This is a genomic window from Stenotrophomonas sp. STEN056, from assembly GCF_056759635.1.
Window position 1 is genome coordinate 44479 of record NZ_JBRRDL010000009.1, and the last position, 21890, is coordinate 66368.

The 21890-nt window shown below is 65.9% G+C and carries 16 protein-coding genes; 13 read left to right on the top strand and 3 right to left on the bottom strand.

The features are described 5' to 3' along the window. Positions 1-99 precede the first annotated feature (99 nt). The 3 genes from ACVOLO_RS07345 to ACVOLO_RS07355 are packed head-to-tail and all read left to right on the top strand — an operon-like array spanning position 100 to position 3963. Positions 100-486 (top strand): hypothetical protein, encoded by a 387-nt coding sequence (locus ACVOLO_RS07345; protein WP_481569598.1) that lies wholly within the window; start codon positions 100-102, stop codon positions 484-486. Continuing rightward, on the top strand, positions 476-1696 hold the full coding sequence (locus ACVOLO_RS07350) for an MFS transporter (RefSeq protein WP_481569599.1): 1221 nt from the start codon (positions 476-478) through the stop codon (positions 1694-1696). The genes ACVOLO_RS07345 and ACVOLO_RS07350 overlap by 11 nt, the downstream gene beginning before the upstream one ends. A 17-nt stretch (positions 1697-1713) precedes the next feature. Then, complete coding sequence (locus tag ACVOLO_RS07355; RefSeq protein ID WP_481569600.1) at positions 1714-3963, top strand: TonB-dependent receptor; 2250 nt, start codon at positions 1714-1716, stop codon at positions 3961-3963. 241 nt (positions 3964-4204) lie between these two features. Here the strand turns inward: ACVOLO_RS07355 and ACVOLO_RS07360 are convergent, their stop codons facing one another. Continuing rightward, on the bottom strand, positions 4205-6106 hold the full coding sequence (locus ACVOLO_RS07360) for a M61 family metallopeptidase (RefSeq protein WP_481569601.1): 1902 nt from the start codon (positions 6104-6106) through the stop codon (positions 4205-4207). Between the two features lie 43 nt (positions 6107-6149). Beyond that, complete coding sequence (locus ACVOLO_RS07365) at positions 6150-6779, bottom strand: DUF938 domain-containing protein (RefSeq protein WP_481569644.1); 630 nt, start codon at positions 6777-6779, stop codon at positions 6150-6152. Between the two features lie 155 nt (positions 6780-6934). Between ACVOLO_RS07365 and ACVOLO_RS07370 the strand changes: the two genes are divergently transcribed. Continuing rightward, positions 6935-8563 (top strand): TldD/PmbA family protein, encoded by a 1629-nt coding sequence (locus ACVOLO_RS07370; protein ID WP_481569602.1) that lies wholly within the window; start codon positions 6935-6937, stop codon positions 8561-8563. Positions 8564-8878: 315 nt separating this feature from the next. On the opposite strand, the gene ACVOLO_RS07375 is transcribed toward ACVOLO_RS07370, so the two are convergent. Continuing rightward, positions 8879-9652 carry an SDR family oxidoreductase gene (locus ACVOLO_RS07375; RefSeq protein WP_481569603.1) on the bottom strand — a complete coding sequence of 258 codons (774 nt, stop codon included), beginning with the start codon at positions 9650-9652 and terminating at the stop codon, positions 8879-8881. 105 nt (positions 9653-9757) lie between these two features. On the opposite strand from ACVOLO_RS07375, the gene ACVOLO_RS07380 reads away from it, so the two are divergent. From ACVOLO_RS07380 to ACVOLO_RS07420, 9 genes are all read left to right on the top strand, one after another. Continuing rightward, positions 9758-10657 (top strand): LysR family transcriptional regulator, encoded by a 900-nt coding sequence (locus tag ACVOLO_RS07380; protein WP_481569604.1) that lies wholly within the window; start codon positions 9758-9760, stop codon positions 10655-10657. Positions 10658-10904: 247 nt separating this feature from the next. Continuing rightward, positions 10905-12539 carry a TldD/PmbA family protein gene (locus ACVOLO_RS07385; RefSeq protein ID WP_481569605.1) on the top strand — a complete coding sequence of 545 codons (1635 nt, stop codon included), beginning with the start codon at positions 10905-10907 and terminating at the stop codon, positions 12537-12539. Positions 12540-12560: 21 nt separating this feature from the next. Next, the gene (locus ACVOLO_RS07390) at positions 12561-13895 is read left to right on the top strand and encodes a TldD/PmbA family protein (protein ID WP_481569606.1); all 1335 of its coding nucleotides are present in this window, start codon (positions 12561-12563) and stop codon (positions 13893-13895) included. 229 nt (positions 13896-14124) lie between these two features. Then, on the top strand, positions 14125-14826 hold the full coding sequence (locus ACVOLO_RS07395; protein ID WP_481569645.1) for a DUF4159 domain-containing protein: 702 nt from the start codon (positions 14125-14127) through the stop codon (positions 14824-14826). A 16-nt stretch (positions 14827-14842) separates the two neighbouring features. Further along, a complete protein-coding gene (locus ACVOLO_RS07400) occupies positions 14843-15838 on the top strand; it encodes an AAA family ATPase (RefSeq protein WP_481569607.1) in 996 nt (331 codons plus the stop codon). A 14-nt stretch (positions 15839-15852) separates the two neighbouring features. Next, a complete protein-coding gene (locus ACVOLO_RS07405) occupies positions 15853-16752 on the top strand; it encodes a DUF58 domain-containing protein (RefSeq protein ID WP_481569608.1) in 900 nt (299 codons plus the stop codon). After that, a complete protein-coding gene (locus ACVOLO_RS07410) occupies positions 16749-17903 on the top strand; it encodes a BatA domain-containing protein (protein ID WP_481569609.1) in 1155 nt (384 codons plus the stop codon). The genes ACVOLO_RS07405 and ACVOLO_RS07410 overlap by 4 nt, the downstream gene beginning before the upstream one ends. Continuing rightward, on the top strand, positions 17900-20059 hold the full coding sequence (locus ACVOLO_RS07415) for a hypothetical protein (protein WP_481569610.1): 2160 nt from the start codon (positions 17900-17902) through the stop codon (positions 20057-20059). The genes ACVOLO_RS07410 and ACVOLO_RS07415 overlap by 4 nt, the downstream gene beginning before the upstream one ends. Beyond that, positions 20059-21801 (top strand): carboxypeptidase regulatory-like domain-containing protein, encoded by a 1743-nt coding sequence (locus ACVOLO_RS07420; protein ID WP_481569611.1) that lies wholly within the window; start codon positions 20059-20061, stop codon positions 21799-21801. Before ACVOLO_RS07415 ends, ACVOLO_RS07420 begins: the two co-directional genes overlap by 1 nt. Positions 21802-21890: the final 89 nt, after the last annotated feature.

Consider the following 21890-nt stretch of genomic DNA (forward strand, 5'->3'; position numbering starts at 1 on the left):
TCCTTCGCCGCGCCTAAACTTGCAATGGAATTGGTAACTATTCTCATTTAAGGCCGTGGCGTGCGCTGCTGCCGTTTACTTTCTGAACAGGCAGCAGCAATGGGTTTGATGATCCAGCAGGCGACGGTGATCCGCGCCGTCTTCCACGACGAGGTCAGCGCAAAGGAGATCCACCAATGGCTGGCCGGCGTGGAGCGCCTGATCGTGGCCCGCATGCCCTTCTATTTCATCGCCACCACCTTGCCCGGCGCCGGCTTCTGTGAGGACTACCGGGCCATCCAGGCGGTCTGGTACAAGCGGCACAAGGCCGCCTTCCGCCGCTACTGCAAGGGCCTGGTGCGCATTGCCACCTCGCCGGAGGAACAGCAGCGCCTGGACACCCCCGCCCTGCATGCGGCCTGGGGCGTGCCCTACTTCGTCACCACCGATGCCGCCGCTGGCGCGCATTGGGTGTGCATGCAAATGGAGTCCGCCGATGCGCGCTGAGCGCTCCGCCGCCTCGCACCTCGGGCTGGGCGTGATCGTGGTGCTGTACATGGCCCACGCGCTGCCGCTGTATTTCTACAACGTGGCGGTGCCGGCCATCCTCCGCAGCCAGGGCGTGGACCTGCGCTGGATCGGCATGTTGTCGCTGCTATATCTGCCGTGGGCGTTCAAGTTCCTGTGGGCGCCGCTGGTGGACCGCTGGCACCTGCCTGCGCTGGGCCGCCGCCGCAGCTGGCTGTGGCTGACCCAGCTGTTGCTGCTGGTGGGCATCCTGGCGTTGGCCTTCACCGGGCTGGACCACGGCCTGACCGTGTTCGTGCTGGTCGGCATGTGGATATCCACCGTTGCCGCCACCCAGGACATCGCCATCGACGGCTATACGGTCGAAGCACTGGCCCCCGCCGAGCACCGCCTGGGCAGCATGGCGCAGAGCGTGGGCGTGGCGCTGGGCAGCATGGTCGGCGGTGCCGGCGTGCTGTGGCTGTATGAAACCCGCGGCTGGAACGTGGCTCTACTGAGCCTGGCGGCGATGAGTGCGCTGACCCTGTTCGCCGTGCAGCAGATCAACGAGGTGCCGCGGCCGGCGGCGAGCCAGCGGCCAAGCGTGCTGCGTGCGCTGCGCCGCCCCGAGCTGCGCTGGGCGCTGTTGCTGATCGTGTTGTACCGCATGGTGGAAGCACCGGCGATGGCGATGGTCAATCCGCTGCTGGTCGACCAGAAGTGGAGCCTGACCGAAATCGGCCTGCTGATTTCGGTAGGGGGCGCCGGCGTTGGCATGTTGGCTGCCGTGGGCGCGGCCTGGCTGCTCAAGCAGCGCAGCGCCGAACAGCTGCTGATGCACGCCGGTTGGTGGCGCACGCTGCTGTATGTGTTGCTGGCCGCCCTGCTGTACAGCGGTGTGCTTGCCTCCTCGCAGTTTGGGCTGGGCGCGCTGGTGATCGCACTGCTCGCTCTGCGCTATGTCGCCATGACCAGCCTGTATGCCTTGTTCATGCGGATCAGCTCGCGCGAACAGGCCGGCACCGATTTCACCCTGCTGGTCTGCTTTGAACTGCTGATCTATTTCATCGGCGGTGCCTTGTCCGGCTTCCTCGCCAAGGGCATGGGCTACCCCGCTTACTACGTGGCGCTGGCGATCGTCTCCGCGCTTGGGTTGCTGTTGTGCCGGCCACTGCTGCGCCGCTTCGCACCCTCTCTTTCTTCCCCCTGATACGTTCCGAGGACACCATGCGGCATACCGCAGCAACCCTTCCGCTCGCCTTGTTGAGCCTGGCCATCAGTGGCCAGCTGCACGCGCAGAACAACACCACCGTGCAGCAACTGGATACGGTCAGCGTCAACGCCACCCGTGCCGCGCGCAGCGTGGCCGATATCGCCGGCACCGTGTACCGCATCGACCATGAGCAGGTGGCGCAGCAGATTGCCGCCGGCCGCAGCACCGCCGACATCCTCGGCCAGCTGGTGCCGTCGCTGGCGCCGGCCTCGGGCACCACCAGCAACTACGGCATGAGCATGCGTGGCCGCAGCGTGCAGGTGATGATCGACGGCGTGCCGCTGACCGGCGCGCGCGATGGCTCGCGCCAGCTCAACAGCATCTCGCCGACGATGATCGAACGCATCGAGGTGATCTCCGGTGCCACCGCGCTGTACGGCGCCGGCGCCAGTGGCGGCATCATCAACATCATCACCCTGCAGCCGGGCGAGCAGCCGCTGGCGATGAGCACGCAGCTGGGCCTGCGCAGCCCGTCGGACATCGATGGCGACAACCTGGCCTGGAACCTGGCGCAGACACTGACCTTCCGCAAGGACACGCTCAGCGGTGCGGCCGGCATCAACTACGCACGCCAGGGTGCCTCGCTGGATGCACATGGCCGCCGCATCGGCCCGGAGATCGCCCAGACCGACCGCCAGGACACCGAGACCAAGGAATTCAACGGCCGCCTGGACTGGAACCCGGACGAAAAGCAGCAGCTCAGCGTGGGCCTGCGCTGGTACGACGACCAGCAGGACAGCGATTACGGCCCGGACTACGGCCCGCGCCTGGCCGTGCTGTTCAATCCCGCCTTCACCCCCAGCCACCTGGCGGTAAAGGGCCTGCAGCTGGACCAGCAACCGCGCACCAAACACCAGGGCATCAACGCGCAGTACCGCAACCGCGACATCCTCGGTGGCCACGAGTTGAGCGTGGAAGCGTATTACCGCAATGAAAAGGGCCGCTGGTTCCCGTCGGTGTCGGCGGCGGTGCACCCGGCGCTGCCGGGTGGGTTTGCCTATGTGGCCATGCAGTCCAACACCGACATCGACGTGTGGGGCATGCGCAGCGCGTTGCACAAGGCCTTTGACGTGGATGGCCGCGCGTTGCAGCTTTCCTACGGCGTGGACCACGAGCGCGAGAAGGACAGCCAGCTCGGCCAGATGTATGACATCAATGCCTTCATCGCCAGCAACGGCCTGAACTATGTGCCGAGCCAGCGCTATGCGATGGGCCCGGACGTGCGCGTGGACACCACCGGCCTGTTCCTGCAGGGCGATTACCCGCTGACCGAGCGCGTCACCGTGCAGGCCGGCATGCGCCACCAGATCCTGCGCAACCGCGTCGATGATTCGGTGCCCTACACCGAGGCCATCGCCGCCACCGCCAACCCGGCGTATGTGCCGAAGCTGCTGGACGGCGGCAAGGTGCGCCATTCGCAGACGCTGTTCAATGCCGGCGTGGTCTACAAGGTGGCCGAAGGCCAGCAGCTGTTTGCCAACTTCTCGCAGGGCTTCAGCCTGCCCGACACCCAGCGCATGCTGCGCGACGTGCCGGCCAGCTTCGTCATCGACAGCCGCAACATCGGCCCGATCAAGGTCAACAACTACGAGCTGGGCTGGCGCCGCAGCGACGACACGGTGCTGCAGGGCGGCGTGACCGCGTTCTACAACAGCTCGGACAAGACCGTGCAGTTCAACCGCGACTACAGCGTGTCGGTGGCCGACACCGACGAGCGCGTGTGGGGCGTGGAAGCCAACCTGCGTTACCTGCCCACCGAGCAGTGGGAATTTGGCGCCAGCGTGGCCAGCACGCGCGGCCAGTACAAGGATGCTGCCGGCCAGTGGCGCGAGCTCAACGCTTTCCGCGTGTCGCCGTTGAAGGCCGGCCTGTACGGCCAGTGGCGCTTTGCCCAGGACAGCCTGCTGCGCCTGCAGGGCCAGGCGGTGGGCGGCAGCGACCATGCATGGCGCGACGCACGCGTGGCAGCGGTCAGCCCGACCATCCGTGCAACGCCCTCGGCCAGGATCAGCGGCTATGCGGTGTTCGACCTGATCGCGGAAATTCCGCTGGGCGCGGGGCGCTTCAGTGCGGGCATCTACAACCTGGCCGACCGCGACTACAAGACGGTGTATGGCCAGCAGGCGGCGGCGACGTACGGGCAGATTTCCAGCGTACCGGCGCAGGGCCGGACGTTTGGGCTTGGCTATCGCTGGGAATATTGAGGCTTTGGCTTGAAGCCCCTCTCCCGCACGCGGGAGAGGGGTTGGGGTGAGGGGAAGCTTCCAGCAAGCAGGCCCAAAGCTATTAAGGCTCCCCTCATCCGCCCCTGCGGGGCACCTCGCTCCGCGCCCCGGCCCCGCGCAGCACGCGGGGCGTACGAACAGTCACGAGCCGCAGGCTCGTAAACACCTGTTCTTAACCCCGCAAGCGGGAGAAGCAATAGCCAGCAGCGCGAGCAGTTCGTTACCTCCGCGCCGCCAGAATCTTCGTCAACAAATCCGCCGTTCCTTCAATCCGCCGCAGGTGCGGATACCGCAGTCCGTCGCGGTAATCGATGCGCACGGTGCGGAAGCTGTCCGCCTGGCGCACGATCAGCTCGATCGGTGTCGCACTCTGTTTTCCATCGATCAGCGCCTGCTTGATCCGGCCGCCGCTATAGGCCAGGCCATTCACCGCAACAATCGTCACATCCTTGGCCAAGCCCGCCTTGAAGGCAGGGCTATCCCAACCCACGGCCTGCAGCACGCCATCACTGCCGATCTTCAAACCCAAGGAATACTGCAGGTCGGTAGCGCCATCAGCTTCGCCGTCGGCGACCACCAGGTTGGGCTGGTCGTCGAAGTACAGCTCCCAGCCCGCGGTTGCCAAACCATCCGGTGCCTTGCCATCGCGCGCGTCCAGGCGGCTGCCGATGAAGGCATCCCAGTTGCCGGGCTGCACCGCTTCCAGGCCCTGCATCACATCGGCGCGGTCATACAGGCGAATCTCACCCTGTTTGCCGCCCTGATGGAAGCGTTTGGCGAAGTCATCCAGCGTCACCTTGCCTTTGGACAACGCACGCAGGCGCGCATCCACGCCCAGCCACAGCAAAGTGCTTTCGTTGTAGAACTCGAATGCGCGCTGCCAGTCGGCCCAGGCCTGCGGCCTGGAGTTGAAATCGAGGATGCCCTGATGGACGGTGTCATGCAGGTCGCGCCACTGCCTGCCCGGCTGGGTGGCGTAGTTGGCCTGCAACTGCGCCAGCATCGCCATCGCGTAGTCCAGTTTCCACAGGCCCGAACGCGCGGCCAGCACCACCGCCCAATATTGCGTCTGCCCTTCGTACATCCACAATTCGTCGTTATGCATCGGCGCGTTGTAATGCGGCACCCAGGTCGGGCGCGGGCGCCACGCCTTGCCTACCCACGCATGGGCGTATTCGTGCGGCAACAGATCGTTGTCCAGGAACGGACGCTCACCGCGCAGGTAGCCGTCGTGCATGCCGTTCTCGCTGCTCTGTGCATGCTCCAGGCCGATCCCGCTGAACACATCCGACACCGCCAGCAGGAAGTTGTAGCGCGTGTACGGGCGTGTGCCGAATACCGCATCGGCCTCGCGCACCAGCGCGCGGTGTGCGTCCAGTACCTTTGCGTCGGCCTGCAACGCCTGAGGGTTTTCGGCGACCACGTCCAGCCACACCGGCTGCTTGGCGGCTTCATCCAAGGCAAACCGTTTGAAGTGGCGACCGGCAAACACCGGCGAATCAATCAGCGTCATCAGTGGCACGGTTGCGTAGTGCTCGGTGCCGCCATCACGGCGTGCCACATCCAGCGCGCTGCCGCTCTGCCAGCCCTCGGGCAGTCGCAATGACGGTTTGACCTGGATGCCACGCGCATCAACACCGGCCGGGTACACCACCACGCGGTGCCATTGCAGGTCGAGCAGGTTCGGCGTCATCGCCACACGGCCCTGGTCCGATGCCGTCGGCGACAGGTACTGGAATTCGATCTCCAGCATGCTCACGCTCTCGGGCACCTGCAGCGTGAACGCATACATGTCGCCGGAATCGCGGGCCCATTGCAGTGGCTGGCCGTTGCCACGGATCACCAGCCCGGCGATCTGGTTGATCGGCCCGGTCGGCGCGTGGTTGCCGGGAATCCACTGCGGGTACCACAACCTCAACGGGCCGGGCGCCACCGGAATGCGTTCGCGCACATGCTGGATGCGGCGCGTGACGTCGCTGGCGTCCACCTCCAGTTCGATCACACCGGGATAGCTGGCCTGCACCTGCATGGCGGCCTGCCGCGCATCCACCTGCTGTGCCTGCACCAACCATGGCGTCATGCCCACTGCCATCGCCAACAGCCAGTTACGTCCGTGCTTCACCACGCGCCACCCTCCCCGGAAGTTTGTGCATCCTAGCCCGGCTTCAGCCACGCAGGCGCTGCCATACCAGCAGGCGATTGTTGGCCGGCATCGCCACGTCCTCACGCAGTGTGAGCCCCTGCGCGTTGGCCAATGCATCAACGGCCTCGAAATCGCGGATGCCCGAGCGCGGATCGCGCGCCTTGAGCCAGCCATCGAAGGTGCGGTTGCTGTCGCTGGTGAATGCACCGTTGTAGTTGAACGGCCCGTAGGCGATGAACAAGGCCTGCGGCGCCATCAGCGCAGGCAGCCCCGCGAACAATGCCTGCACGTTGTCCCAGCCCATGATGTGCAGCGTGTTGGCGGTGAAGATGGCATCGAAACCGGCTTCAACGCCGGTTTGCGGCAACGGCTGCAGGCCGGGCATCGCACCGGCCACGGCCTGCAGTTCAATGGGCACCGGGGTGTTTGGCAATGCCGCCTCTTCCAGCCATTGGCCGATGCCCGGCAGGTGATCGGCGTGGTCGCTGGCCTGCCAGCGCAGCCACGGCATGGCCGCGGCGAAGTGCACCGCATGCTGGCCGGTGCCGCTGCCAATCTCCAGGACATGACGGGCATCGCCCAGATAACGCTGCAGCACCGACAGGATCGGGCCGCGGTTGCGTTCGCAGGATTCGGAATACGGCTTTTGCATCATCACGGGCGGCAACGGAAACCAGCGCTGATTGTGCCGCAATGGGTTTTCTGCCCCACGCATGACCATGGTCACTTGTGCCCAGGGTGCGCCGCCGCCGAGATTCGGGGGTCATGTGCGATGCGTGGCATCGCTGCTCTGGAGCCTGGTCCACCATGCAACGCCGTCAGTTCCTCACGCTTTCCAGCCTCGGCTTCGCCGGGATGATGCTGCCCAATGCCCGCCTGATCGCCGCCGAGGAGCTGCTGGCGCCGTCGGATGTGGCAAAGAAGAAGGCCCTGGCCGACACCGTGCTGGCGCTGGCCAGGCGCGGCGGTGCCAGCTACTGCGACGTGCGCATCGGCCGCTACCTCAACCAGGCCATCGTCACCCGCGAAGACAAGGTGCAGAACGTCACCAACAGTGAGTCGGCCGGTGTCGGCATCCGCGTGATCGTGGATGGCGCCTGGGGCTTTGCCGCCAGCAACCAGACCAACGCCCAGGGCGTGGCGGCCGCCGTGGCGCAGGCCATCGCCATTGCCCGGGCCAATGCCAGGATCCAGACCAAGCCGGTGCAGCTGGCACCAACCCCCGGCGTGGGCGAGGTGCGCTGGCAGACGCCGATCCGCCAGAACGCGATGGCGGTGCCGGTCAAGGACAAGGTGGAGCTGCTGTTGTCGATCAACGCGGCGGCGATGAATGCCGGCGCCAATTTCATCAACTCGCAGCTGTTCCTGGTCAACGAGCAGAAGTACTTCGCCTCCAGCGATGGCTCGTGGATCGACCAGGACGTGCACCGCATCTGGCTGCCGTTCACTGCCACCGCCATCGACAAGGCCAGCGGCAAGTTCCGCACCCGCGCCGGGCTCTCCGCGCCGGCCGGCATGGGTTGGGAATTCCTTGCCGGCAACGCTGCGGACAAGCATCAGCTGCCGGGCGGCGTGATCGCCTACGGCCATTCCTACGACCCGGTGGAAGACGCCATCGCTGCGGCAAAACACGCACGCGAGAAGCTCACCGCCCCGTCGGTGAAGGCCGGCAAGTACGACCTGGTGCTGGACCCGTCCAACCTGTTCTTGACCATCCACGAGAACGTTGGCCATCCGCTGGAACTGGACCGCGTGCTCGGCTACGAAGCCAACTACGCCGGCACCAGCTTCGCCACGCTGGACAAGCGCGATGCCGGCTACCGCTGGGGCAGTGACATCGTCAATTTCACCGCCGACAAGACCGAGCCCTACAGCCTGGGCGCGGTGGGTTATGACGACGAAGGCGTGAAGTGCAAACGCTGGGATCTGGTCAAGGACGGCATCCTGGTCAACTACCAGGCCACGCGCGATGAAGTGCATATCCTTGGTGAAAACGCGTCGCACGGTTGCAGTTATGCCGATTCGTGGAAGAGCGTGCAGTTCCAGCGCATGGCCAATGTGTCGCTGGCACCGGGCAAGACGCCGCTGACCCCGGCGCAGATGATCAAGGACGTGGAGAACGGCATCTACATCCACGGCCGGGGGTCGTACTCGATTGACCAGCAGCGCTACAACGCGCAGTTCGGCGGCCAGCTTTGCTACCAGATCAAGAACGGCCAGATCACCGGCATGGTCGAGGACGCGGCATACCAGATCCGTACGCCGGAGTTCTGGAATGCCTGCAGCGCGATCTGCGACGAACGCGATTTCCGTCTGGGCGGTTCGTTCTTCGACGGCAAGGGCCAGCCGGGTCAGGTGTCGGCGGTATCGCACGGCTCGGCGACGACGCGCTTTGATGGGGTGAACATCATCAATACGGCGCGGTCGTTGGGGTAAGGCAGAGCAAGAGCTCCCCTCATCCGCCCCTTCGGGGCACCTCGCTCCGCGCCCCGGCCCCGCGTAGCACGCGGGGCGTACGAACAGTCACGAGCCTTTGGCTCATAAGCGCCTGTTCTTAACCCCGCATGCGGGAGAAGGGATGTGTCTACTGCGAGCTGTAGCTTAAAGCCCCTCTCCCGCGTGCGGGGTGAGAGGGGCAGCTTGCGAACCATCGGTTCGCTGCCCATCGAACGCCCTTGCGCCAGCGCAAAGGCCGGGGCGCGGAGCGGGGGTTGGGGTGAGCGGGAGCTTCCAACAAGCGAAACCCAGCAATTACCGCGTCGTATACCCACCATTGACCAGGATCGTCTGCCCGGTCATCCACCAGCCTTCGGATACCAAAAAGCGCACCCACGGCACGATGTCCTCGATGTCGGTCAGCCCGGTCTTCGAGAACGGTGACAGCGCCGCCGCAGTCTTGTGATACGCCACCGCATCGGCCCCTTCGGCCGGATAGAAGAACGGCGTATCCATCGGCCCCGGGCCAATCGCGGTCACCGAGATGCCGCGCTCACCAAACTCCTTGGCCGCCGCCCGCGTGTAGTGTTCCACCGGCGCCTTGGTGCCTGCGTAGCTGGAATAAAACGGGGTAAAGGCACCCAGCAGGGAGGTCACCAGCGTGCACACCTTGCCGTTGTCGGCGAGGTTGCGCCCGGCCTCTTTCAGGAAGAAGAACGCGGTCTTGTTGTTGACCGCATCCATCGCATCAAACTCGGCCTCGCTGATCTGCGTCATCGGCTTCTTCAACACCTTGCCTACGGTGTTGATGGCAATGTCGATGCTGCCCAGGGCCTGCCTGGCATCACTGAACAGCTGCTCCATCGCTGCAGCCGAGGTCAGGTCGGCCTGGAACACATGCGCATTGACCCCTGCCGTGCGCACCGCCTCGGCGGTGGCTTCGGCCTCGGCACGGGCAGCGTCGCTGTTGTAGTGAATGGCGATGCCGCTGGCGCCTTGGCGGGCGAAGTCACGGGCCAGCAGCCCGCCCAGGTTCTTGGCGCCACCGGCGATGAGGACGGTCTTGCCGTGGATGCGATGGTCGGTCATGGCGAACTCCTGTGGCGGGGGAATGCCAACAGAGCCTATCGACTTGGATTTGCGGATAAAGCCCGTCATTCTGACTTCACTTGTCGGCTCACCCGAACAATGACCATGGATCGTATCGAGCTGTATCGCGTCTTCGTACGGGTGGTGGACTGCGCAGGCTTCACCCGCGCCGCCGACCAGCTCAACCTGCCGCGCTCCACCGTGTCCGAAGCGGTACGCACGCTGGAGCAACGGCTGGGTACACGCCTGCTCCACCGCACCACCCGCCAGGTCACGCCGACCCAGGACGGCTTGTTGTTCCATGCCCGTTGCCAACAACTGATCGCCGATGCGGACGAAGCCGAGCAGTTGTTCCGGCAATCACCGCAGAGTTTGAGCGGGCGGATCAAGGTGGACGTGCCCGGCCGTATCGGTCGCCTGATCCTCGCCCCGGCACTGCCCGGCTTCCTGCAGGCGTATCCGCAGATCGACGTCGAACTGGGCATGACCGACCGCAGTATCGACCTGGTCGAAGACGGCGTGGATTGTGCGTTGCGGGTTGGGCCGTTGCAGGACTCACGCCTGGTCGCGCGCAGCATGGGCCAGCTGACACTGGTCAATGCCGCCAGTCCCGTCTATGTGGAGCGGCACGGCATGCCCATGCATCCTTCGCAGCTGGGCACGCATTGGGGCGTGCTGTATGCCTCGCCCGGCAGCGGCCGGGTGGAAGACTGGGAGTGGCGCGAGAACGGCATCCTGCGCAGCCGGTCACTGGCCGGGCGTGTCACCGTCAACAATGCCGAAGCCTACATCGCCTGCTGCATGGCCGGCCTGGGCCTGATCCAGATCCCCGCCTACGACGTGCGTGCCGAGCTGGCGGCTGGCAGCCTGCTGGAAGTGATGCCCGGGCATCGTGCCGATCCCATGCCGATGCATCTGCTGTTCCCGCATCGCCGGCATCCCTCGCAACGGCTGCGGGTGTTCGTGGACTGGCTGCAGCAGGTGCTGGGAGATGCGGTTGGGTAACTGGATGCTTTGCCTGCTGGCAGGCAAAGCAGAAGCTCACCCCTCCCCGGCCCTCTCCTTGGCCCATGGCCAAAGGGAGGGTGAGCGGTACGCAGAAATACAAATAACCCTGCGCTTCCATGCCTAAAGTCACTACCGCTGCAAGCGCGTCACCGCAAGAATCGAATGGTTCGCAGCGCACCGCGAAGCCCTCGTCATTTGTTGCCGTAACGCCCGCCGCGCGGGCCGTGTCCCTTGGAGAGCAGCCTTGCAAAGACGTGATTTCCTCGCCCTGACCGGGCTTACCGCTGGCGGGCTGATGGTGCCCGCGTTCTTCGGCAAGGCCATCGCCGCCGAGCAACTGCTCACCGTGCTCGACCCGGCGCTGAAAAAACGCCTGGCCGATGACGCGCTGAATGCGGCCCGCGCCGCCGGTGCCACCTATTGCGACGTGCGCATCGGCCGCTACCTGCGCCAGTTCGTCATCACCCGCGAGGACAAGGTGCAGAACGTGGTGAACACCGAGTCCACCGGCACCGGCATCCGCGTGATCGTCAACGGTGCCTGGGGCTTTGCCGCCACCAACGACCTCAGCCCGGCCGGCGTGGTCAAGGCCGCGCAGCAGGCCGCTGCCATCGCCAGGGCCAATGCCAAGGTGCAGACCGCGCCGGTGCAGTTTGCCAAGGCGCCGGGCTACGGCGAGGTGAGCTGGCGCACGCCGATCAAGAAGAACGCGATGGAAGTGCCGATCAAGGACAAGGCCGACCTGCTGCTGGGCGTCAACGCCGCAGCCATGGGCGCCGGTGCCAGCTTCATCAACTCCATGCTGTTCCTGGTCAACGAGCAGAAGTATTTCGCCTCCACTGACGGCTCCTACATCGACCAGGACGTACACCGCATCTGGGCACCGATGACGGTCACCGCCATCGACAAGACCAGCGGCAAGTTCCGCACCCGTTCCGGCCTGTCCTCGCCGATGGGTCTGGGCTTTGAATACCTGGACGGCGATGCCTCCGCCAAGACCGTGCTGCCCAACGGCGTGACCGTCTACGGCCAGTCCTACGACATGCGCGAGGACGCCATCGCCGCGGCCAGGCACGCGCAGGAAAAACTGCAGGCAACCTCGGTCAAACCGGGCAAGTACGACCTGGTGCTGGACCCCTCGCACACCTGGCTGACCATCCACGAAGCAGTGGGCCACCCGCTGGAACTGGACCGCGTGCTCGGCTACGAAGCCAACTACGCCGGCACCAGCTTTGCCACCCTGGACAAGCGCGAACAGCGCTTCCAGTACGGCAGTGACAAGGTCACCATGTTTGCCGACAAGACCCAGCCCGGCTCGCTGGGTGCGGTGGCCTACGACGATGAAGGCGTCAAAACCAAGCGCTGGGACCTGATCACCGACGGCAAGCTGGTGGATTACCAGACCATCCGCGACCAGGCCCACATCCTGGGCAAAACCGAATCGGACGGCTGCTGCTACGCCGACTCGTGGTCCAGCGTGCAGTTCCAGCGCATGGCCAACGTGTCGATGGCACCGGGCAAGGCGCCGCTGTCGGTGGCCGACCTGGTCAAGGACGTGGAGAACGGCATCTACATCATCGGTGACGGCTCGTTCTCCATCGACCAGCAGCGTTACAACGCGCAGTTCGGCGGGCAGCTGTTCTACGAGATCAAGAACGGCAAGATCACCGGCATGCTCGAAGACGTGGCCTACCAGATCCGCACGCCGGAATTCTGGAACGCCTGCAGCGCCGTGGCCGACGAACGCGACTACCGCCTGGGCGGTTCGTTCTTCGACGGCAAGGGCCAGCCGGGCCAGGTCTCGGCCGTGTCGCACGGCTCGTCCACCGCCCGTTTCGACGGCATCAACGTCATCAATACCGCGCGCAGCCTCGGCTGATCGTCAAGGAGCTTTTGAACCATGAGCATCTTCACCGAACAGGAAGCCAAGGCCATCCTGGACAAGGTCATCGCGCTGTCCAAGGCCGATGAATGCACCGCCACGCTGGCCGGCTCGGTCGACGGCAACATCCGTTTCGCGTTGAACAACGTTTCCACCAGCGGCATCGTCAGCAATGCCGAACTGGCCGTGCAGGTGGCCTTCGGCAAGCGCGTGGGCACCGCCTCGATCAACGAGTTCGACGACGCCTCGCTGGAGCGCGTGGTGCGCCGCGCCGAAGACCTGGCCAGGCTGGCGCCGGAAAACCCGGAGTTCGTGCCGGCCATCGCCAAGCAGAACTACCGCCCCAGCCCCACCTTCAGCGAATCCACTGCGGCAATCGACCCGGATTTCCGCGCCAAGGTCGCTGCCGATTCGATCGCGCCCTGCCGTGGCAATGGCCTGGTGGCCGCCGGCTTCCTGGAAGACGGCAACGGCTTTGTTGCCATCGCCAACAGCAACGGCAACTTCGGCTACCAGAAGAGCACCAACTTCAATTACACCTGCACGGTGCGCACCGAAGACGGTCGCGGCTCGGGTTGGGTGGGCCGCAACCTGGCGAACGCGGCGGACTTCCGCGCCGACCAGGACATCGAGATCGCCAAGCGCAAGGCCATCGAATCGGCCGAGGCCAAGGCACTGGAGCCGGGCAAGTACACGGTGATCCTGGAACCGGCTGCGGCTGCCGGCCTGGTCAGCTTCATGATGAATTTCTTCAGCGCCCGCTCGGCCGATGAAGGCCGCAGCTTCCTGTCCAAGAAGGGTGGCGGCAACAAGCTGGGCGAGCAGGTCTACGACCCGCAGGTGAACCTGTTTGCCGACCCGTGGCATCCGGACGCTGCGGTGCTGCCGTGGGACGGCGAAGGCATGCCGCGCGAGCGCATGGCCATCATCGAGAACGGCAAGGTCGCCAACCTGAGCTATTCGCGCTACTGGGCGCAGAAGCAGGGCAAGACCGCCAACGCACAGCCGGGCAACCTGCTGATGAGCGGCGGCACCAAGTCCATTGCCGAGCTGGTGCGCGGCACCGAGAAGGGCATCCTGGTCACCCGCACCTGGTACATCCGCATGGTGGACCCGCAGACCGTGCTGCTGACCGGCCTGACCCGCGACGGCACGTTCTACATCGAGAACGGGCAGATCAAGCACCCGGTGAAGAATTTCCGCTTCAACGAATCGCCGGTGATCATGCTCAACAACATCGACGAGCTGGGCAAGCCGGTGCGCGTGGCCGGTGACGAATCCAGCTTCGTGATGATGATCCCGCCGATGAAGCTGCGTGACTTTACGTTTACGTCGCTGTCGGATGCGGTGTAAGGGCTTTGGCTTTTAGCTCTGCTTCTAGCTTTGGCTTTGGACTGTTGCTTCAGCTGTTGCTTCATCCCTTCTCCCGCCTGCGGGAGAAGGTGCCCCGAAGGGGCGGATGAGGGGAGCTTTCAAGCTCTTGCTCTACGTGCTTCAAGAGCGCCCTCACCCCAACCCCTCTCCCGCGTGCGGGAGAGGGGCTTTCAGCACTTTGAGATTGTCGCCTTTGTTCCAGTCCCGTCTGACGCGAGCGCAATTCCTCCACCTGCTGCTGGGCGGCGCGGTGACGGCCGCCTTGCCGGGCGTGGCGCGGGCGCAGGCCAGCCGTTACGACTTCTGGTTCACCCGGCTGAAATACGACTCCGGTGACTGGGATGTGGACGCACGCATGCCGTCCAACCTGATCACCTCGCTGGTGGATTACACAACCCTGCGCGTGGACCCGAACGAACACGTCATCGCCTTGTCCGATCCAAAAATGCTGCGCGCGCCGTTCTGCTATCTGGCCGGGCACAAGCTGGTCGAGTTCAATCCGGATGAACGCCGCAACTTCGAGCGCTATGTTCGCAACGGCGGCTTCGTGTTCGTCGATGACTGCAACCACGACATCGATGGCCTGTTTGCCACCTCGTTCGAGGCACAGATGCGCAGCATCTTCGGCGCCAGCGCAATGAAAAAGCTGCCCAACACTCACGCGCTGTACAACAGCTTCTTCAAATTCCCCGAAGGCCCGCCCGCCACCGGCTTCGAGCTCAATGGCTGGGGTGATGACCTGGTGCACGACTACCTCAAGGGCATCGAGATCGATGGCCGCCTGGGCGTGCTCTACAGCAACAAGGATTACGGCTGCGAATGGGACTACGACTGGCGCAACAAACGCTTCCTGGCCGAAGACAACACCAAATTCGGCGTGAACATCGTGATGTACGCACTGACGCATTGACCCCACAGGTGACCGCATGACCGCCCCCGATCCCAGCCACGATGTCGATTCCCTGCTGCCGCGCCTGACCGCGCTGCGCAGCGCACTTGCGCAGGCCGTGGTCGGCCAGCACGACGTTGTCGAGCAACTGTTGATCGGCTTGCTCGCCGGCGGCCACTGCCTGCTGGAAGGCGCGCCGGGCCTCGGCAAGACCTTGCTGGTTCGCTCGCTTGGGCAGGCGCTGGAGCTGCAGTTCCGGCGCGTGCAGTTCACTCCGGACCTGATGCCCAGTGACATCCTCGGCACCGAGCTACTGGAAGAAGACCACGGCACCGGCAAGCGCGCATTCCGCTTCCAGCAGGGCCCGATCTTCACCAACCTGCTGCTGGCCGACGAGCTCAACCGCACGCCGCCGAAAACGCAGGCCGCCTTGCTTGAAGCGATGCAGGAGCGCACCGTCAGCTACGCCGGCACCACCTACACCCTGCCCTCGCCGTTCTTCGTGCTGGCCACGCAGAACCCGATCGAGCAGGCCGGCACCTATCCGCTGCCCGAAGCGCAGCTGGACCGCTTCCTGCTGCATGTACGCGTGGACTATCCCAGCGAAACCGAAGAGCGCGACATTCTTGCGCAGACCACCGGCAGCCACAGCGGCGTAGTGCCGAAGGTGATGGATGCCGACTCGGTGAAGGCCTTGCAGGCCGCCGTGCGCGACGTGCATGTCAGCCCCGACCTGCTGAGCTGGATCACCCGCCTGGTGCGCGCCAGCCGGCCCGGTGAAGGCGCACCGCACGAAGTGAACAGCTGGATCAAGTGGGGTGCCGGCCCGCGCGCCGGGCAGTCGCTGGTGCTGGCCTCCAAGGCACGTGCGTTGCTGCACGGCCGTTTTGCCGCCACCCGCGAAGATGTGCAGGCACTGGCCGCGCCGGTGATGCGTCACCGCCTGCTGCTGTCCTTCGCCGCCGAAGCCGAGCAGAAGAATGCCGACGACGTGATCGCCGCCTTGTTGCGCGCGGTGCCGTTCCCGGCCTGATTCGCGCACGCACGATGTCGCCTTCCACGCCACCGCTGATTCCCGCCGACGTGCGCAGCCGCCTGCGTGCGCTGCGTCTGGTTCCGCAGCGGGCCAGCGGCAGCCGTGGCATTGGCATGCACGCCAGCCGCAGCCGCGGCGCCGGGCTGGAATTCGCGCAGTACCGCGCCTACGAACCCGGCGATGAACTGCGGCAGATCGACTGGAAGTTGTACGCACGTTCGGACCGTTTCTTCGTGCGCGAATCCGAACGCGAAAGCCCGCTCACGGTGTGGCTGATCCTCGATGCCACCGCCTCGATGCAACAGGCCGACCAGGCGCGGCGTGAGTGGACGCGACTGCGCGCGGCCAAGGCCCTGGCCGGTTGCGTGGCCGAACTGGCCCTGCAACAAGGCGATGCCTTCGGCCTGATGAGCATCAGCGGCGACGGCCTGCAACTGGTGCCCGCCGGCAACGGCCTGCGTCAGCGCGACCGCCTGCAGCTGCAGTTGCACGGACTGCGCGCGCACGGCCAATGGCCGGCGCAGGAACGTCTGGCGCCGGTGTGGGAGCGCATCGGCGCGCACGATCTGGTGGTGATGATCGGCGATGGCTTTGATGAAGCAGCCGTCGCATTGGCCGAACGCCTGGCCACCGCCGGCCGTGATGTCGTGCATCTGCAACTGCTCACCGTTGAAGAACGCGACTTCCCATTCCGCGACGGCCATCGCTTCCGCGATCCGGAAACCGGCGACGAACTACTGAGTGACGGCGCCAGCGTTCGCGCGGACTATCTGGCGCGCTTCGGTCAAGCACGCCGCACCCTGGATGCCCGCCTGCAATCGGCCGGCATCCGTCACGACACCGCCTTTCTCGACGAACCCATCGACGCACCGCTGCAACGCCTGTTCGGCCGGCGCGGGGGCGGCGCATGAGTCTGCTGTGGTTGTTCCCGGCCGGGCTGTTCGCGCTGGCGGCCTTGTTGCTGCCCCTGCTGATTCACCTTGCGCGGCGCGACCAGCAGCAGTTGATCGACTTCGCGGCGTTGCGCTGGTTGTCGGCCAAGCCACGCCCGCGTCGCCGCATCCGCTTCGACGAATGGCCGCTGTTGCTGCTGCGTTTGTTGCTGCTCGCGCTGTTGGCGGTGCTGTTGGCGCGGCCGGCGTTGAATGGCGTGATCGATGCGACGCCGCGTGTCGCCGTAGCGCCCGGCGTGGACATCAGCAATGCGCGCGGTTTGGTCGATATGACAGATGCCAAGTGGCTATGGCTGGCACCGGATTTTCCGCGCATCGATGACCGCACTTCCGCACCGGCGACGGATCAGCCCATTGCCAGCCTGCTGCGCGAACTGGATGCCACGCTGCCGCCGGAAGCGCCGTTGACGGTGATCGTGCCATCGGTGCTGCAGGGCCTGGATGCACAACGCCCGCAGCTTTCGCGCACGGTGCAGTGGCAGATTGTTGAAACGCCTGTGTCCGCCGCATCCAATGCAAGGATCGCGGCACCGCAGTTGCAGGTTCGTTACGACGACGCAGGCCAAGCCGCATTGCGTTATCTGCGCGCGGTGAACCAGGCGTGGCACCCGGATGCAGCGCTGGACAGCGCCGAAGACGGCCGCGCATTCAACGACGGCGCGGCCGTACGCGTGTGGCTCTCGGCGCGCGCAATTCCAGAGGCGACATTGGCGTGGGCCAGCACCGGCGGCACGCTGTTGGTGGATGCACGCACGCCGGTTCCGGCCGAGGCGCAGCGCACGCCGCGGTGGCAGGACGACACCGGCAACCTGTTGCTGGAACAGATCGACCACGCCTATACGCGCTGGCTGCGCTGGAACACCCCACTCGATGCCACATCGATGCCGGCGCTGCTCGACGCACGCTTCCCGCAGCAGTTGCTGGCACGGCTGCAGACACCGCCTTCGCCGGGTCGCGCCACCGCCATCACGATGGCGCCGCTGCAGATCGCAGCAACGTATCCGCAACCCGTACGTGAACTGGCGCCGTGGTTGATCACCGCCATCGCCCTGCTGTTTCTGCTTGAACGCTGGATGGCGACGGCGCGCCGCCGCAGGGGCATCGCATGAGCGCGCATCCGTTGTTGCGCGGTGCACGGCGACGCGTGCGGGCAATCACCCTGATCGCCGGCATTCCCATCGCTTTTGCGGTTGCGCTGCTGGCTTGGCGCATCAGTACGTTTGACGTCGCGACGCTGACGCTCACCGTCGCGCTATTGATCGTTGCCGGCGTAGCAATGTGGCGCGCACGGCGGCTGGACAGCGCGTGGCTGATCGCTAGGATCAACGAGCACCGTCGCTTTGAAGACAGCGCGGACTTGTTGTTCAGTGCCAACGATGCACTGAACCCACTGCAGCAACGTCAGCGCCGGCATGTCGAACAGCGGCTGCGCGAAGCCCCGCCGGAATTGCGCCAGCCGTGGCCGTGGAAACGTCTGTTGTTGTGCTTCACCGTCGCCGCAATGATCGCGGCAGGCGCGTTGGGCTGGCCGCGCAATGCCTCCGACACTGCCGTCCGCAATGACGCTGCACCCAGCGCAGATCCCGGCAGTCCCGATGCACCAGCCCTGCGCGCGGCGCGTCTGCAGGTGACGCCACCGGCCTACACCGGCCAGGCTGCCAGCGCGGGCGAGAAGCTCGACGTGCGCGCGGTGCAAGGCAGCCGCCTGCAATGGCAGCTGCAGTTCGCGCCGCAGCCGCAGCGTGCGTGGCTGCAGTTCCACGACGGCCGCCGCCTGCCACTGCAGCGCGATGGCGCGCATTGGCGTGCAACCGAGCTGCTGCAGCGGCCGGGCCTGTATCGCATCGTCGGCGAACCCGCACTTGCTGAAGCCGGGCGCGCGTACCGTCTGGATGTCATCGCCGATCGGCCACCGCAGGTGAAGGTGCTGGAGCCTGCGCAGACGCTCAACCAGGCCACGCCCAATCAGCGCCACTGGCAGCTGCGTTTCGAAGCGACCGATGATTTCGGCATCCACCCCAACGCGACGCTGGACATCACCACCGCCAAGGGCAGCGGCGAGAACATCGAATTCCAGCAGCGACAGATCAGCTTGAGTGGCAGCGGCCCGGCTACCGCGCGGCGCTTTGCCTATCGCGCAGACCTCAGTGCGCTCGGCGTCGGCCCCGGCGATGAAGTGGTCGCCCGGCTGAGCGTGCGCGACAACCGCAATCCGCAGCCGCAGGAAGCGCGCAGTGCCAGCCTGATCCTGCGCCTGCCCAGCACGCAGGAAGTGCAGACCAGCGAGCTGGAAGGTGCGATCAAGAAGGTGATGCCGGCCTACTTCCGCAGCCAGCGGCAGATCATCATCGACGCCGAAGCGCTGCAGAAGCAGCGCCGCACGCTGGACAACGACACCTTCATCAAACGCGCCGACGCCATCGGCGTGGATCAACGCATCCTGCGCCTGCGTTACGGCCAGTTCCTCGGTGAGGAAGCCGAAGGCGGCGCGAAGGCACCGCCCACCGGCGACCTGCCGACCAGCGACGCGCCCACCGCCGATGCACATGCAGAGGATCATGGCCAGACGCACGCGCATGACGATGGGCACGATCACGGCAGCAGCACGCCGGCAGAAAGTGCGCCGGTATTCGGCAGCGCCACCGATGTGCTGTCCGAGTACGGCCACACCCACGACCACGCCGAAGCGGCCACGCTTCTCGATCCGCAGACGCGCGCCATCCTCAAGGCCGCGCTCGATCAGATGTGGCAATCCGAAGGCCATCTGCGCCAGGGACATCCCGACCTGGCACTGCCGTATGCGTACAAGGCGCTGGGCTTCATCAAACAGGTGCAGCAGGCCGAGCGCATTTACCTGGCGCGTGTCGGCAGTGCCTTGCCGCCGATCGACATGGCCCGGCGCATGACCGGCAAGCGCGATGGCCTGAGCAGTCGCGGCCTGCAGCTGGCCACGCGGCCGGCCGGCGACCGCGTCGTCGCCGATGCCTGGCAGGCGCTGGCCCATGCCGATGGCAAGGTGGATCTGGATGCGCTTTCGCGTTGGCTGGATGCGCACCCGAATGCGTGGCCCGATCCGCTGGATGTGATCGCCGCCATTGATGAAGTGCGCCAGCAACCGGATTGCCAAGCGTGCCGTCTGCGGCTGCGCGAGCAATTGTGGCCGGCACTGCAACGTCCGCTCGGGCCACCGGCGCGACGTGCCGCACCGGATGCCGCCGGCCGCCGCTATCTGGATGCATTGGCCGCACCGCAGGAGCGCACATGATGAACTGGCTTCCCATCGCCATCATCGGCGCCGCCGTGCTTGTCGCCAGCGTGCGGCTCTGTCTTTCTCCGCGCCCACCGCGGCTGCGCCTGCTGCTGGTGTTGCTGCTGCAGGCCGCCGCTGCGTTGTTGCTGTACCTGACGCTGTATCCACCATCACAGCCGACGCACGCCGGCACGCTGGTCATCGCCACGCGCGGCGCGACCGCTGCCAATGTGGCCAAGGTGCCCGCTGCAACGCGACTGCGACTGCCCGAAGCGGCGGCGATCACCGACGTTGCCCTGGTGCCGGATCTGGCCACGGCGTTGCGCCAGCACCCAGGCACGCGCGAGCTGGTCATCGTCGGTGAAGGTTTGCCGGCGCGTGATCGGGACACCGCGTTGCCCGGCGCGCTGCGCTTCATGCCTGGCCCGGCGCCCACCGGCCTGGTGGAACTTCAGGCGCCGCCGCTGCTCGTTCCTGGCGCACACGTTGAGGTGGGCACGCGCGTGCAGGGTTTGCAGAACGTGCGCGTCGAACTGCTTGATCCGTCCGCGCACCGTGTGGCCATTGCCGTACCGGGCAAGGACGGCCGCGTGCGGCTTGCCGCCAGCGCGCGCGATGCCGGCGATGTGCAGTTCACCCTGCGCGTGCTGGATAGCGAGGGCAAGGTGCTCGACCAATTGCCGGTGCCGGTGCGCGTGCGTGCCGTCGCTGCACCGGCGTTGCGCTTGTTGGCCGCCGCACCCGGGCCGGAGTTGAAATACCTGCAACGCTGGGCCGCCGATACCGGCGCAAGCTTGCAGACCGGCATCCAGGTTGGCGGCGGCGTGCAACTGGGCGATGCACCGGCAGCGCTGGACGCCTCAAGCCTGGCCAAACTCGACCTGCTGCTGCTCGACGAACGCCGGCTTGCGGCCTTGTCCTCGGCACAACGCGGCAGCATCGGCAACGCGATGCGTACCGGGCTGGGCGTGCTGATACGCATGACCGGGCCGCTGGACGGCAGCGCGCGCCGCGCCCTGCGCGAATGGGGCATGGAAGCACGCGGCGGCGAACAGACCGCACCGCTGAAACTGGTTGCCGATGCAGGCCAGCCCAGCGAACCCAACACGGTCATTCCCGCACTTGAACGCTTCAACCTGAGTACCCACGGCGGCGATGACGTGCCGCTGCTGCGCGCCGCCGACGGCAGCACCGTTGGCAGCTGGCGTGCCATCGGCCAGGGACGGTTGGGCGTGTTGCCGATCAGTGACAGCTACACCCTGGTACTCGCAGGCCACCCGCAACAGCACGCCGAACTGTGGAACCGCGTGCTGGCAACCTTGGCTCGGCCACTGCCGGAACCACCGCTGTCGCAGCTGCCCGCATGGGCCTGGGCGGGCGAACGCACGGCCTTGTGCGGCTTGCCTGCCGGTGCGCAGGCACAGGCACCGGATGGAACCGACAGCGCATTGCTGCCCGATCCCCGCGCCAACAACTGCAGCGGCTGGTGGCCGATGCAACCGGGTTGGCACACGATCACCGCCGATGATGCGCAGGCAACGCTGCTGGTACTGAACCCCAGCGACGCGCGCGCACTGCACGCACAGCAGCTGCGCGACGCAATGCTGGCGTTGCGTGGCAGCGCCAATCCGCAGCATGCCAACAGCATTCCCACACCCGGCCCACGCTGGCCGTGGCTGCTCGCCTTCGTGCTGGTCGCCGCAGGGCTGTGGGGGCTGGAACGGCGCCGGCCCGCATCGGCAGTGAATGCCCCGTAGCGAGCGCTGTGACGCGCAGGGCACTGGTGCTTTTTGCACCTGCCGCATTGCCGCGCGGCGTTCACATGAATTGCGGTGCAGCTTGTGAC

Excerpts from the sequence above, each read along its gene's own strand:
- ACVOLO_RS07345 (WP_481569598.1), top strand. The coding sequence starts at position 100 with ATGGGTTTGATGATCCAGCAGGCGACGGTGATCCGCGCCGTCTTCCAC.
- ACVOLO_RS07350 (WP_481569599.1), top strand. The coding sequence starts at position 476 with ATGCGCGCTGAGCGCTCCGCCGCCTCGCACCTCGGGCTGGGCGTGATC.
- ACVOLO_RS07355 (WP_481569600.1), top strand. The coding sequence starts at position 1,714 with ATGCGGCATACCGCAGCAACCCTTCCGCTCGCCTTGTTGAGCCTGGCC.
- ACVOLO_RS07365 (WP_481569644.1), bottom strand. The coding sequence starts at position 6,779 with ATGCAAAAGCCGTATTCCGAATCCTGCGAACGCAACCGCGGCCCGATC.
- ACVOLO_RS07370 (WP_481569602.1), top strand. The coding sequence starts at position 6,935 with ATGCAACGCCGTCAGTTCCTCACGCTTTCCAGCCTCGGCTTCGCCGGG.
- ACVOLO_RS07375 (WP_481569603.1), bottom strand. The coding sequence starts at position 9,652 with ATGACCGACCATCGCATCCACGGCAAGACCGTCCTCATCGCCGGTGGC.
- ACVOLO_RS07380 (WP_481569604.1), top strand. The coding sequence starts at position 9,758 with ATGGATCGTATCGAGCTGTATCGCGTCTTCGTACGGGTGGTGGACTGC.
- ACVOLO_RS07390 (WP_481569606.1), top strand. The coding sequence starts at position 12,561 with ATGAGCATCTTCACCGAACAGGAAGCCAAGGCCATCCTGGACAAGGTC.
- ACVOLO_RS07400 (WP_481569607.1), top strand. The coding sequence starts at position 14,843 with ATGACCGCCCCCGATCCCAGCCACGATGTCGATTCCCTGCTGCCGCGC.
- ACVOLO_RS07405 (WP_481569608.1), top strand. The coding sequence starts at position 15,853 with ATGTCGCCTTCCACGCCACCGCTGATTCCCGCCGACGTGCGCAGCCGC.
- ACVOLO_RS07410 (WP_481569609.1), top strand. The coding sequence starts at position 16,749 with ATGAGTCTGCTGTGGTTGTTCCCGGCCGGGCTGTTCGCGCTGGCGGCC.
- ACVOLO_RS07415 (WP_481569610.1), top strand. The coding sequence starts at position 17,900 with ATGAGCGCGCATCCGTTGTTGCGCGGTGCACGGCGACGCGTGCGGGCA.
- ACVOLO_RS07420 (WP_481569611.1), top strand. The coding sequence starts at position 20,059 with ATGAACTGGCTTCCCATCGCCATCATCGGCGCCGCCGTGCTTGTCGCC.